The organism is Rhodothalassium salexigens DSM 2132 (assembly GCF_004341375.1).
Lineage (GTDB): Bacteria > Pseudomonadota > Alphaproteobacteria > Sphingomonadales > Rhodothalassiaceae > Rhodothalassium > Rhodothalassium salexigens.
The window spans coordinates 360,296-373,611 of record NZ_SLXO01000003.1 but is presented as its reverse complement, the minus strand read 5'-3'; the positions used below and the strand labels follow the sequence as shown (position 1 = coordinate 373,611).

At 68.8% G+C, this 13,316-nt stretch carries 8 protein-coding genes and 1 tRNA gene; 5 read left to right on the top strand and 4 right to left on the bottom strand.

Annotated features, from left to right (window positions below):
• The first annotated feature begins 176 nt into the window (after nt 1-176).
• Nucleotides 177-1,700, top strand: a complete 1,524-nt coding sequence (gene pyk / locus EV659_RS06280; RefSeq protein ID WP_132707987.1) for a pyruvate kinase — start codon at nt 177-179, stop codon at nt 1,698-1,700.
• Nucleotides 1,701-1,891: 191 nt separating this feature from the next.
• Here pyk and EV659_RS06275 read toward each other — a convergent pair.
• Nucleotides 1,892-1,978 (bottom strand) — tRNA-Leu (locus EV659_RS06275).
• 233 nt (nt 1,979-2,211) lie between these two features.
• Here EV659_RS06275 and EV659_RS06270 point away from each other — a divergent pair.
• Nucleotides 2,212-3,162, top strand: coding sequence for a complex I NDUFA9 subunit family protein (locus EV659_RS06270; protein WP_132707986.1), 951 nt, complete (start codon nt 2,212-2,214; stop codon nt 3,160-3,162).
• A gap of 750 nt (nt 3,163-3,912) precedes the next feature.
• Here the strand turns inward: EV659_RS06270 and EV659_RS06265 are convergent.
• Nucleotides 3,913-4,743 (bottom strand): undecaprenyl-diphosphate phosphatase, encoded by an 831-nt coding sequence (locus EV659_RS06265; protein ID WP_132707985.1) that lies wholly within the window; start codon nt 4,741-4,743, stop codon nt 3,913-3,915.
• A 399-nt stretch (nt 4,744-5,142) separates the two neighbouring features.
• Here EV659_RS06265 and EV659_RS06260 point away from each other — a divergent pair, with 399 nt between their 5' ends.
• The 3 genes from EV659_RS06260 to EV659_RS06250 all read left to right on the top strand — a co-directional run bounded on the left by EV659_RS06260 (nt 5,143) and on the right by EV659_RS06250 (nt 11,874).
• Complete coding sequence (locus tag EV659_RS06260) at nt 5,143-6,594, top strand: NAD(P)-dependent oxidoreductase (protein ID WP_132707984.1); 1,452 nt, start codon at nt 5,143-5,145, stop codon at nt 6,592-6,594.
• Between the two features lie 201 nt (nt 6,595-6,795).
• Nucleotides 6,796-11,307, top strand: a complete 4,512-nt coding sequence (gltB, locus tag EV659_RS06255) for a glutamate synthase large subunit (protein ID WP_132707983.1) — start codon at nt 6,796-6,798, stop codon at nt 11,305-11,307.
• A 174-nt stretch (nt 11,308-11,481) separates the two neighbouring features.
• Nucleotides 11,482-11,874, top strand: coding sequence for a DUF4345 family protein (locus EV659_RS06250; RefSeq protein ID WP_132707982.1), 393 nt, complete (start codon nt 11,482-11,484; stop codon nt 11,872-11,874).
• A 108-nt stretch (nt 11,875-11,982) separates the two neighbouring features.
• Here the strand turns inward: EV659_RS06250 and EV659_RS06245 are convergent, their stop codons facing one another.
• Entirely contained in the window at nt 11,983-12,480 is a 498-nt protein-coding gene (locus EV659_RS06245; RefSeq protein ID WP_132707981.1) for a type III secretion system chaperone family protein, read from the bottom strand.
• Between the two features lie 333 nt (nt 12,481-12,813).
• Entirely contained in the window at nt 12,814-13,191 is a 378-nt protein-coding gene (locus EV659_RS06240) for an accessory factor UbiK family protein (protein ID WP_132707980.1), read from the bottom strand.
• Nucleotides 13,192-13,316: the final 125 nt, after the last annotated feature.

Here is a 13,316-nt window from a genome sequence, read left to right as displayed (position 1 = left end):
TTAGAAACGTGGGCGCAACAGCCCCGTCGCACAATCCCCACGCGCCGCAGCCCGTGGCCAATGCGCCCCAGACCCGGCCCGGACCTAGCCAAGACCCAGCCCAGACCTAGCCCAGACCCGCCTGAGCCCCGCACACGAGCCCGCCAGACCGCCGCCAACCATCAAGGATCTACGCCATGGCAGACCGCAAGGCCCCGAGCCCCGGCACTAGCCGCCCCGGCACCGACCACTCGGCCGCCGCCCCAACCGACCGGCGCGCCCGCCGGGCGCGAATCGTCACCACCCTGGGCCCGGCGAGCGACACGCCGGAGCGGATCGAGGCACTGTGGCGCGCCGGGGCGGACGTGTTCCGGCTCAACATGAGCCACGGCGACCTGGCCGACAAAGCCGCCTATGTGCGCCACATCCGCGCCGTCGAGGCCCGGGTCGGCCGGCCGATCGCCATCATGGCCGACCTGCAGGGGCCCAAGCTGCGCGTCGGCCGGTTCGCCGATGGCGCGGCAGAGTTGGTGGCGGGCGCGGCGTTTCGCCTGGACCTGGACGACACGCCCGGCGACACCCGCCGGGTCCACCTGCCCCATCGCGAGATCTTCCAGGCCATCGACCCCGGCCATCGGCTGCTGCTCAATGACGGCCAGATCGCCTTGCGGGTCGAACATGTCGACGCCACCGGCGCCGACACCACCGTGCTGGTCGGCGGCCGGCTGTCCGACCGCAAGGGCGTCAACGTGCCCGACATCGTGCTGCCGGTGCCGGCGCTGACCGACAAGGACCGCCGCGACCTGGACGCGGCCCTGGAGATGGGCGCCGACTGGGTGGCACTGTCGTTCGTCCAGCGCGCCGAGGATGTGGCCGAGGCGCGCAAGCTGATCGCCGGGCGCGCCGGCGTGCTGGCCAAGATCGAGAAACCGAGCGCGGTCGAGCAGATCGACGCGATTCTCGACCTGGCCGACGCGGTGATGGTGGCGCGCGGCGACCTGGGCGTCGAATTGCCGGTGGAAGACGTGCCCGGCGCCCAGAAGCGCATCATCCTGGCGGCGGCCGAGGCCGGCAAGCCGGTGGTGGTGGCGACCCAGATGCTGGAGAGCATGATCCAGGCGCCGGTGCCGACCCGCGCCGAGGTGTCGGATGTGGCCAATGCGGTCGAGGACGGTGCCGACGCGGTGATGCTGTCGGCTGAGTCGGCGGCCGGGCGTTATCCGGTCGAAGCGGTGACGGTGATGGACCGGGTGATCCGCCGCGCCGAGGGCATGCCGGAGGAGTTCCGCACCGCCGCCCACGCCGCCGCCCAGCCGATCCCGCAACCGCGCAACACGGCGGAAGACGCGATCACCAGTGCCGCCGGCCATGTGGCGCAAACGGTGCGCGCAGCGGCGATCGTCAGCTTCACCTCGTCGGGCTCGACGGCGCTGCGCGTGGCGCGTCAGCGGCCCCGGGCGCCGATCCTGGCGCTGACCCCGCATCTGGCGGTGGCGCGGCGGCTGTGCCTGGTGTGGGGGCTGCATACGGTCAAGACCCGCGACGTGCACGATTTCGAGGAGATGGTGGCCAAGTCCCGGCGCATGGCGCTGCGCCACGGCTTCACCCCCGGCGGCGACCGCATCGTGGTCACTGCGGGCGTGCCCTTCGGCACCCCGGGGGCCACCAATGTGCTCCATATCGCCTGGGTGACCGGCGAGGAATTGAGCGCCCGAGGCTGAGGCTGAGGCTCGCCCTGGGGCTGTCTTTGGGGCTGTCTTTGGGGCTGGCTCTGGAGCTGCGCGCCCCAAGGCGCTCGCCCTGGATCGCCGGCACGCCGCACAGGCGCTGCGGCCTGCGCGCACCGTCCTGGTGCATCAGAAGCCGCCGGGACACCCTAATTTTTCAATGAAATCAGCTAGTTAAGGCATAATGGTGCCCAGGAGAGGACTCGAACCTCCACGACCATACGGTCACTAGCACCTGAAGCTAGCGCGTCTACCAATTCCGCCACCTGGGCTTGGGGCGTGTGCTGTGGGCCGCTTGGTATGCCCCCGCCCGGCCGGTGTCAAGCATTGTTTTCGGGCCCCGAAACGACCCTCTGCCCCCATGCGGCACCGCCGGTCGACCCGACGGGACAAGCCGCCGCCTTGGCAAGCCCAAGCCGCGCCGGTAAGACGGCAGAAGACTGTCGAACCCCCGCGCGCCTGATATCGCCGGGCCACCTCCGCTCATGTATTGGGAGACGCCACCATGGAAGGACGCCTCGTCACAGTTTTCGGCGGCTCGGGTTTTCTCGGCCGCTATGTGGTGCAACGCTTGGCCGACCGCGGCGACCGCATCCGCTCGGCCGGGCGCCGGCCGCAGGAGGCGCTGTTCCTCAAGCCGCTGGGCGAGGTCGGCCAGATCCACACCGTCCAGGCCAATATCCGCGACGACGCCTCGGTCGAGCGCGCCATCGCCGACGCCGACGCGGTGGTCAATCTGGTCGGCATCCTGGCCGAGACAGGCAAGCAGAAGTTCGCCGCCCTGCAGGGCGAAGGCGCCGGCCGGATCGCGCGGCTGGCCAAGCAGCACGGCGTCAAGGCGCTGGTGCAGATGTCGGCCATCGGCGCCGATGCCGACAGCCCGGCCGCCTACGCCCGCAGCAAGGCGCGCGGCGAGGCGCTGGTGCGCGAGCACTTCCCCGAGGCGACCATCCTGCGCCCGTCGATCGTGTTCGGACCGGAGGACGACTTCTTCAACCGCTTCGCCAAGATGGCGCGCATGGCGCCGGCCCTGCCCTTGATCTCGGGCCAGTCGCGGTTCCAGCCGGTCTATGTGGGCGACGTGGCCGACGCGGTGCGCGCCGCCCTCGAACCCGACAGCCCGGCACGCGGCAAGACCTACGAACTGGGCGGCCCGCGCACCTACACGTTCGAGGAATTGCTCAAGCTGATGCTCAAGGAGATCATGATCAAGCGGCCCCTGGTCTCGATCCCCATGCCGATCGCCAAGCTCCAGGCGCAGGTGCTGCAATTCCTGCCCAACCCGCCGCTGACGCCCGACCAGTTGAAGATGCTGGCGCGCGACAATGTGGTCGCCGACGACGCCGCGACACTCGAAGACCTGGGCATCACGCCGACGCCGCTCGAAGCGATCCTCGGCGAGTATCTGGAGCACTACCGCCCGCGCGGTCAGTTCGCCAAACCCTCGGCGCACTAAGGCGCGCCGCAGCACCCCTGCCGGGTGGCCATGCGGCAGGATCGGATCGGCCGAAGGAGCCTGTCGCCGGCCCTCGCTGTCCCGCCGGTGTCGCGCCGCCAGCCGCTCATGATCTGGACCAATCAGGGCTGCCCCACCGGCCGGCAAAACGGCGGGGCAGCCGGACCGAAGCCGGCAAAGCGCGCCCGGCAAAGCACGGCCCCGAACCGGCGGGATCTGCCGGTCAAGGCCCGGAACAGCAGGAGAATCCCCCTGGAAAACCGCTATTCCAGGCCCCTTGCCAAGCTGGCACGGGCATTGCTTTTCCCACTGTGTTCCGCGACAGGCGGCCGGGCGGAAAAGGCGCCCGGTTCCCCTCGGGAGGCGGCGCAAACCGCGCGGCTCTCGTCCTGCGCCGGACGCTCCGGTTGAGGGTCAATGTGGAGACAGGGGGTAAAGCCAATGCGGACCATGACGGCACAAGCACGAGCGGTAGCGCAGGCGCCATGCGACAACGCCACGCCGACCCTGAGCGACGCACCGGGGGCGCCCACAGCCCCCTACACAACCTCGACACCGTTACCGACGCCGGCAGACCCCATGGCCGCCGCGCCCATGGATCCGGCCCTCCGGCGCGCCAAAGCGCTGCGCATCGCCCTGCAACTCAAGCGCGCCGCCGCGCAGTAGCGCTGACGGATCAGCGCACGGGCATACCCAAGGCGGTGCGGGCGTGACCGGCCGGCAGGCCATCGCCCGCCCGGCGACCGGGACCTACAGAACTCCGGCGCCGATCAGCGCCAACAGCGCCAGCCCGAGCGCCACCCGATAGACCACGAAAATGGTCATCGACGCGCGCTGCAACCACCGCATCAAAAAGTGGATCGCCGCCAGGGCGAACGCAAAGGCAAGCCCGGCACCGATCAGCGCGTCGCGCCAGCGCCCGGCCGCACCCTCGGCCGCCAAGTCGGCAGCGGCCAGCGCGCCGCCGGCCAGGATGGTCGGGATCGCCAACAGCATCGAAAACCGTGCCGCATCGGGCCGTCGAAAGCCCAGCGCCCGGGCCGCGGTCATGGTGATGCCGGCACGGCTGGTGCCGGGAATCAACGCCAACACCTGGGCCAGCCCGATCAGCAGCGCCGGGCGCCGGCCCATGTGCGACATTCGTCGCTGGCGCGGGGCGCGCATGTCGACCCCATAGAGCAACAGCCCGAACCCAATGCTGGCGGCCGCGATCACGTCGGGGCGGCGCAACAGATCGACCAGATCGAGCGCCGCCAACAGGCCGCCCGCCGCCACCACCGGCACGGTGGCCACCAACAGCGCTGCCAACAGGCCGGCATAGGGCGTGCCGGCGACCGCCCGACGCGCCGCCGGCACCCTTACCGCCGCCAGCACCGCCCAGGTCAGGCCGACGGTATCGCGCCGGAAGTAGACCAACACGGCGACCAATGTGCCCACATGCATGGCCAGGTCCATCACCGGCCCCTGATCGGGCCAACCGGTCACCGCCGGCACAAGGATCAGATGGGCCGAGGACGAAATCGGCAGAAACTCGGTGATACCCTGAACCAGGGCGAGAACCAGCAGGTGCAACAAGGGCATGGGTAGCAAGGCTCCAAAGGGCGAAGGCCGGTGATATCAGCCGGTGCCCGTGGAAACCAGCCAGCTTTCATATCGCATAATGAGATGTTTAATGCCTGATCGCGACGGCCTGACCCTGATGAATCGAGGCAAACTGCGACAATCTGTCAATTTATATCACATAAAAGTACCTTAATGCGGATTTAGACTCGCTTTGAGGTCCGCAGGTCGGTATAAGAGATCCCCCAGCCCATTCAGGGCACACGGTCGGGGCACGCGCGCCCGCCACGCCATGCGAACGGTGCGGCGCCCGGGCTACCGGACGGGCAGGCCAGCCGGCCCCAACCGATGGAGACAATCAGGATTGAATGCCTGGCTCCCGAAACGCGGGGCCCGGCCTGTGAGGCAAGGAGTGAGCCCGTGAACGGAAAGATGCTGAAATTCACCGACACGCCGCAGGCGATGCCGGACAAGCGGCCGGCCGACACGCGCGCCCAGGACTTTGCCGAGATCTACACGCCGTTCGTCCAGGAACGCGCCGAGGAACAGGCCGGCCGGTGCAGCCAGTGCGGCATTCCCTTCTGTCAGGTGCACTGCCCGCTGCACAACAACATCCCCGACTGGCTCAAGCTGGTCGCCGAAGACCGCATGGAAGAAGCCTATGAGGTGGCGTCGGCGACCAACAATATGCCCGAGGTGTGCGGCCGCATCTGCCCGCAGGACCGCCTGTGCGAGGGCAATTGCGTGATCGAGAAGGAGTTCGACGCGGTCACCATCGGCGCGGTGGAAAAGCACATCCTCGACCACGCCTGGGAACAGGGCTGGGTCAAGCCGTTCACGCCGCCGGTGGAACGCCGCCAGTCGGTGGGCATCATCGGCGCCGGGCCCGGCGGGCTGGCCGCCGCCGAGGAATTGCGCAAGCGCGGCTACCAGGTCACCGTCTACGACCGCTACGACCGCGCCGGCGGGCTGCTGATCTATGGCATCCCCAATTTCAAGCTCGACAAGGAGATCGTCGCCCGCCGCCACCAGCGCCTGGTGGACAGCAACATCGCCTTCCGGCTCAACACCGAGGTGGGCCGCGACGTCACCATGGCCGAGTTGCGCCAGACCCACGACGCGGTGCTGATCGCCACCGGCGCCTATAAGGCGCGCGACCTGAAGGTGCCGGGCGTCGGGCTCGACAATGTGATCCCGGCGATGGAGTTCCTGACCTGCTCCAACCGGCGCGGGCTCGGCGAGCGCGTGGCCGACTTCGACAGCGGCCGGCTCGACGCGCGCAACAAGCGCGTGGTGGTGATCGGCGGCGGCGACACCGCCATGGACTGCGTGCGCACCGCGATCCGCCAGGACGCCGCCAGCGTCACCTGCCTCTACCGGCGCGACCGGGCCAACATGCCGGGCTCGCAACAAGAGGTGAAGAACGCCGAGGAAGAGGGCGTCGCCTTCCACTGGCTGTCGGCGCCCGAGGCGATCCTGGGCGACCACACGGTGACCGGCGTGCGCGCCTACCGCATGCGGCTTGGCGCGCGCGACGCCACCGGCCGCCAGGCGCCCGAACCGGTGCCCGATTCGACCGAGACGATCCCCGCCGACATGGTGATCCTGGCGCTCGGCTATGACGCCGAAGACCTGCCGGTGCTGTTCGGCGAGCCGGCGCTCGACGTCAACCGCTGGGGCACCGTCAAGGTGGACCATGCCAGCATGATGACCTCGCTCGACGGTGTGTTCGCCGCCGGCGACATCGTGCGCGGTGCAAGCCTGGTGGTCTGGGCGATCCGCGACGGCCGCGACGCCGCCGCCGCCATGCACAAATGGCTGTCCGCCAAGGCCGGGGCGCACCCGCGCTCCGCCGCCATCGCCGCCGAATAGACGCAGGCCGCCCGGCCCGCGCCGCCACGCCACCGGCCAAGACCCGGGCCAAGGCTCGGACCAGGGCTCTGGCCAAGGCTCTGGCCAGGGCTCGGACCAGGCCCCAGGCCAGAGGCCGTCCCAGCCGGCCCGCCCGGCCGATACTCGACAATCCGCGCTCCGCCGCCGGTGCGGCGAGCGCCCGGCGAAAGGACCTCGCCCATGACCAGCACCACGCCTCAATCGCCCATCGGCCGGGCGCCGTTCGGCCTCTATGACCCGCGCGAAGAGCATGACGCCTGCGGCGTCGGCTTCGTCGCCAATGTGGACGGCAAGCCCACCCGCCGGGTGGTCGAAGCGGCCATCAACGCCCTGTGCGCGGTCTGGCACCGTGGCGCGGTCGACGCCGACGGCAAGACCGGCGACGGCGCCGGCATCCAGGTGGAGATCCCGCAAGCGTTCTTCCGCGAGCATATCGAACGCACCGGCCACCGGCCGTCCGACGACCGGCTGGCGGTCGGGCAGGTGTTCCTGCCGCGCACCGACCTGGGCGCCCAGGAGCGGTGCCGGACCATCGTCGAGACCGAGATCATCGCCTTCGGCTACACCATCTATGGCTGGCGCCAGGTGCCGGTGGACGTGTCGGTGATCGGCGACAAGGCGCAGGCGACCCGGCCCGAGATCGAACAGATCATGATCGCCAACGCCAAGGGCGTCGACGTGGAGACGTTCGAGCGCGAGCTTTACATCATCCGCCGGCGCATCGAACGCGCGGTGCGCGAAGCCGGCGTCGGCGATTTCTACATCTGTTCGCTGTCGTGCCGGTCGGTCATCTACAAGGGCCTGTTCCTGGCCGAGCAATTGGCGGTGTTCTACCCCGACCTCAAGGACGAGCGCTTCGTCTCGGCCTATGCGCTCTATCACCAGCGCTATTCCACCAACACCTTCCCGCAATGGTGGCTGGCCCAGCCGTTCCGCATGATCGCCCACAATGGCGAGATCAACACCGTGCGCGGCAACACCAACTGGATGCGCAGCCACGAGATCAAGATGGCCGGCCAGGCGTTCGGCCCGCATCAGGAAGACATCAAGCCGGTGATCCCCATGGGCGCGTCGGACAGCGCCGCCATGGACGCCACCTTCGAGGTGCTGGTGCGCGCCGGGCGCACCGGGCCGATGGCCAAGACCCTGCTGATCCCCGAGGCCTGGTCGAAGAATGCCAACCTGCCCGAGGCGCACCGGGCCATGTACGCCTATTCCGCCTCGGTGATGGAGCCGTGGGACGGGCCGGTGGGCATGGTCGGCTTCGACGGCCATTGGGTGTTCGCCGGCGCCGACCGCAACGGCCTGCGCCCGCTGCGCTATTCGCTGACCAATGACGGCATGTTGGTGGTCGGCTCGGAGACCGGCATGGTGCCGCTGCGCGAAGAGGACGTGCGCGAGAAGGGCCGCGTGGGGCCGGGGCAGATGATCGGCGTCAATCTGGCCGAGGGACGGTTCTGCCGCGACCGCGAGATCAAGGACGAACTGGCCGCCAGCGCGCCGTTCGAGGAATGGGTGCGCAACTTCACCGAGTTCTCGCAGGTGTCGGGGACCATCGGCGAGCCGGCGCTGTTCGACAAGGACGACTTGCGCCAGCGCCAGGTGGCCGCCGGGATCAGCCGCGAGGACCTGGAGTTGCTGCTGCACCCGCAGGTGACCACCGCCAAGGAGGCGATCGGGTCGATGGGCGACGATACGCCGCTCGCCGTGCTGTCGTCGCAGTATCGCAACCTGTCGCACTTCTTCCGCCAGTGCTTCAGCCAGGTCACCAACCCGCCGATCGACCCGTTGCGCGAAAACCGGGTGATGTCGCTCAAGACCCGGTTCTCGAACTTCGCCGACGTGCTCGACAACGACAATCCCCAGTCCGACACCATGGTGGCGGAAAGCCCGGTGCTGACCAATGGCGAATACACCGCGCTGATCCGCTATTTCGGCGACGAGGCGCACGAGATCGACTGTACCTTCGCGGTCGACGCCGGGCCGCACGCGCTCCATGACGCGCTCGACCGCATCCGTGCCGAGGCGCAGGAGGCGGTGCAGGCGGGCAAGACCCAATTGTTCCTGTCCGACATGGGCGTCTCGGCCCGCCGCGCGCCGGTGCCGATGATCCTGGCCGCCGGCGGCGTCCACACGCACCTGCTGAACCAGGGTCTGCGCACCTTCACCAGCATCAATGTGCGCTCGGGCGAATGCCTGGACCCGCACTATTTCGCCGTGCTGATCGGCGTCGGCGCGACCACGGTCAACGCCTATCTGGCCCAGGAGGCGGTGCGCGAACGCCACGCGCGCGGGCTGTTCGAGGGGCTCGACCTCGGCACCTGCCTGGAGCGCCAGCGCGAGGCGATCAACCAGGGCCTGCTCAAGATCATGTCCAAGATGGGCGTGTCGATCATCTCGGCCTATCGCGGCGGCGGCAATTTCGAGGCCGTGGGCCTGAGCCGCGCGCTGGTGGCCGAGTTCTTCCCCAATGTGCCGTCCAAGATCTCCGGCATCGGGCTGACCGGCATCGAACAGAAGGTGCGCGAACAACACGCCCGCGCCTTCGACGAAGCCGTGGTCACCCTGCCCGTGGGCGGCTTCTACCGCTATCGTCACGGCACCGAAACGCACGCCTTTTCGGGCAATCTGGTGCACATGCTGCAAGAGGCGGTGGCCGAGGGCAGCTACACCCGCTATCGCGCCTATTCCGCCGCGGTCGCCCAGACGCCGCCGGTCAGCCTGCGCGACCTGTTGGCGTTCAAGACCGTCGAGACGCCGACACCGCTCGAACGGGTCGAAAGCATCACCGCGATCCGGCGCCGCTTCGTCACCCCGGGCATGAGCATGGGCGCGCTCAGCCCCGAGGCTCACGAGACCCTGGCGATCGCCATGAACCGCATCGGCGCCAAGTCGGTGTCGGGCGAAGGCGGCGAAGACGAAAAGCGCTTCACCCCGTACGACAATGGCGACAACGCCAACTCGCCGGTCAAGCAGGTCGCTTCGGGGCGCTTCGGCGTCACCGCCAACTATCTCAACCACTGCGAGGAAATCGAGATCAAGGTGGCCCAGGGCGCCAAGCCTGGCGAGGGCGGCCAATTGCCCGGCTTCAAGGTCACCGACCTGATCGCCAAGCTGCGCCACGCCACCAAGGGCGTGACCCTGATCTCGCCGCCGCCGCACCACGACATCTATTCAATCGAGGACCTGGCCCAGCTCATCTACGACCTGAAGCAGATCAACCCGGTGGCGCGGGTGTGCGTCAAGCTGGTGTCGTCGGCGGGCATCGGGACCATCGCCGCCGGCGTCGCCAAGGCGCATGCCGACGTGATCAACATCTCGGGCCATTCAGGCGGCACCGGCGCCAGCCCGCAGACCTCGATCAAATATGCCGGCACGCCGTGGGAAATGGGCCTGTCCGAGGTCAACCAGGTGTTGACGCTCAACAATCTGCGCCACCGGGTGCGCCTGCGCGTCGATGGCGGGCTCAAAACCGGCCGCGACATCGTCGTCGGCGCGCTGCTCGGCGCGGAGGAATTCGGCATCGGCACCGCGTCGCTGGTGGCCATGGGCTGCATCATGGTGCGCCAGTGCCATTCCAACACCTGCCCGGTGGGGGTGTGCACCCAGGACGAGCGGCTGCGCGCCAAGTTCGGCGGCAGCGCCGACCAGGTGATCAACCTGATGACCTATCTGGCCGAGGAGGTGCGCGAAATCCTGTCGAGCCTGGGCGCCGAGCGCATCGACGACATCATCGGCCGCACCGACCTTTTGACCCAGGTCAGCCGGGGGGCCGCGCATCTGGACGACCTGGACCTCAACCCGGTGCTGACCATGGTCGACGCGCCGCAGGACGCCCGGCGCTGTACCATCGACGGCCGCAACCCGGTGCCCGATACCCTCGACGCGCAGATGATCGACGACGCCAAGGCGGTGTTCGAGCGCGGCGAGAAGATGCAGCTCACCTACGCGATCCGCAACGTCCAGCGCGCCATCGGCACGCGCTTTTCCAGCCATCTGGTGCGCACGTTCGGCGAACGCGGGCTCAAGCCCGGCCATGTGTCGGTGCACCTGCGCGGTTCGGCCGGCCAGTCGCTCGGCGCCTTCGCCGTGCAGGGGCTCAAGCTGGTGGTCTATGGCGACGCCAACGACTATGTGGGCAAGGGCCTGTCGGGCGGCACCATCGTGGTGCGGCCGCCCAACCGCTCCGGGCTCACCGGCCACCGCAACGCGATCATCGGCAACACGGTGCTTTACGGCGCCACGGCGGGCAAGCTGTTCGCCGCCGGCGAGGCGGGCGAGCGCTTCGCGGTGCGCAACTCGGGCGCGCAAGTGGTGGTCGAGGGCTGCGGCGCCAATGGCTGCGAGTACATGACCGGCGGTCACGCGGTGATCCTGGGCGCGGTGGGCGACAACTTCGCCGCCGGCATGACCGGGGGCATGGCCTTTGTGCTCGACGAGGACGGCACCCTGGCCGCCAAGCTCAACCCCGACAGCACGATCACCCGGCCGCTCGACCACCCGCACTATGAGGCGCTGGCACAAGGGCTGATCCGCGAACACGCCGCCGAGACCGGCTCGCGGCTGGCGCTGGCGATCCTGGCCAACTGGGAGAGCTATCGCGACCGCTTCGTCCACGTGGTGCCGACCGAAATCCTCGACAAGCTCGACGTGCCGCTCGACGACACCGGCGCGCGCATCCCGGCGGAATAGGCCGACCGCGCCCCCAAACGGGCGACACCGGCGTCACGCCTCAACCAATGCCCCTCGCCCTCCCCCGGGACGGGGGGTTTTTCATCGCCCGACCGGACGCCCGGGGCGCGACACGCGTTGGTCCGGCCCGCGCGTTCCTGCGTAAGACGATGAAACCAAGGAAGGAACGGCCTTATGTCTCTGATCCCCCGCATCATTCTCGCGCTGATGGCGCTCTATTGTGCCGGCCAGGCGCTGGCAGTGTTCAACGATCCCGTCGGCCTCGGCGCCTGGGTCGGCTACAGCTTCGACGGCGCCAGCGGCCGCGCCGAGTTCCTGGCGCTTTATGGCGGCTTTTTCCTCGGGCTTGCGGGCTTTTTCGGCTATGGCGCGATCGACCGGGCGTGGCGCGCCCCGGGCTTGTGCGTGTTGACCGTGACCATGGTCGGCGCCGGCGGCGCCCGCGCGGTCGCCATTGCCAGCACCGACACCGCGCCCGTGTCCACCATGGTGCTCTATTACGAAATCGCCTTCGCGCTCGCCGGCGCCATCGGCTGGTGGCTGCATCGCCGTCAGGCCCGCGCCTGACGGGCGCCCCCCGGCGCGCCGGAGGGCAATCGCCCGGCGCGCCCTCGCACAGCGGATCGTCGGGTCAACCGGACCGCCGGGGCGTCGGGCGCCCCGGTGGCCGCAGCCTCACGCCTCGCCGATCACGTCGAGCAGGGCGGCGTCGATGGCTTCCTGGGCGGTCTTGCCCGACCACAGGATGAACTGGAACACGGGGTAGTAGCGCTCGCACTCCGCATGGGCGGTCTCGATCAGCAGTTCCACATGGGTCTGGCCGATGGCGCCGTCGACCACGGCGGCGTGGCGGAACATGATCAGCCCTTCCTCGGCCCACATCTCGAAATGGCCGAGCCACAGCCGCTCGTTGAGCCGGCCGATCGCCTCATAGACCGCCGGCCGCTTGGCCTCGGGCACCTTGAGGTCGAACAGATTGGCGATCTGGAGCGCGCGGCCCTCTTCTCGCCACAGGCAGCGGAGCTGATAATCGCAAAAGGAACCGGGCAGGACCGCCGTCAGTTCGTCATCGTCGCGGTCGAAGGTCCAGTCATTGACCTGGGCCACTTCTTCGACGGTATCGACGGGATTGGCGACCGGGGTGAGGAATTGGTCCGCAAACAGGGTCGTCATGGTTCCGCTCCCAGAATGAGCGCCCCCGGTGCCGATGGCCGCCGGAGGCTAAGACGTCTCCGGCATGGTCGGCAAAATGCAATGAGATAATCGCAGCACTAGATTTGGCTCCGGCTCTCCAAGCACTACCAAATCTAGCGTGCCACCGCGCCCAAACAAAAACAAGCCCCCGAGTCGGGGACCCCGAAAATTTCCTGTGGATAAGTCAAGGACATTCCAGCCGCGCCACCTGCGTAAGGGCGCCGCACAACCATCGGGCGACCGACCGGACGGCACCCCGGGCCGCCCCGGACAGCCCCTGAGCAATCCCCGGCCAGCCCCAAGGCGCCGGGCTCAGCCCTCGTCGGTGTCCTTGGCCGTACCGGTGTCGCCGGCCTTCGAGGCGCCGGCGCCCTTGGCCCCGGTGGACTTGGCCCCGGTGGGCTTGGCCTTCGAGGCCGTGCCGCCCTTGGCGCCGCCTTCCAGCGCGTCGACCTTGGCTTCGAGCGCGGCGATCCGCTCGGCCAGGGCGTCGTTTTCGGTGCGCGCGCGCTGCGCCATTTCGGCCACCACGTCGAAATCTTCGCGCGGGACCAGGTTCATCTTGTCCACCTGCGAATCCACCCAGGCGCGCATGGTCGCCTCGAATTCCTCGCGGGCCGAACTGGCGGCGCCGAGCGCGCCCTGGGCCAGCTTCGCAAAATCGTCAAAAAGTTTGGATTGGTTTTGCATTGCTCTTCTCCCGGCTTGGTCCCCATATAAGTGCCATGGGGGGCCGCGCAAAGCCTTTACTTTCTTCGCGGCCGTTGGCACCTGTGCGGCATCGCGTCCTGAACCTTAACGGAGGCTCGCGCGTC

Excerpts from the sequence above, each read along its gene's own strand:
- pyk (WP_132707987.1), top strand. The coding sequence starts at position 177 with ATGGCAGACCGCAAGGCCCCGAGCCCCGGCACTAGCCGCCCCGGCACC.
- gltB (WP_132707983.1), top strand. The coding sequence starts at position 6,796 with ATGACCAGCACCACGCCTCAATCGCCCATCGGCCGGGCGCCGTTCGGC.
- EV659_RS06245 (WP_132707981.1), bottom strand. The coding sequence starts at position 12,480 with ATGACGACCCTGTTTGCGGACCAATTCCTCACCCCGGTCGCCAATCCC.
- EV659_RS06265 (WP_132707985.1), bottom strand. The coding sequence starts at position 4,743 with ATGCCCTTGTTGCACCTGCTGGTTCTCGCCCTGGTTCAGGGTATCACC.
- EV659_RS06240 (WP_132707980.1), bottom strand. The coding sequence starts at position 13,191 with ATGCAAAACCAATCCAAACTTTTTGACGATTTTGCGAAGCTGGCCCAG.
- EV659_RS06250 (WP_132707982.1), top strand. The coding sequence starts at position 11,482 with ATGTCTCTGATCCCCCGCATCATTCTCGCGCTGATGGCGCTCTATTGT.
- EV659_RS06270 (WP_132707986.1), top strand. The coding sequence starts at position 2,212 with ATGGAAGGACGCCTCGTCACAGTTTTCGGCGGCTCGGGTTTTCTCGGC.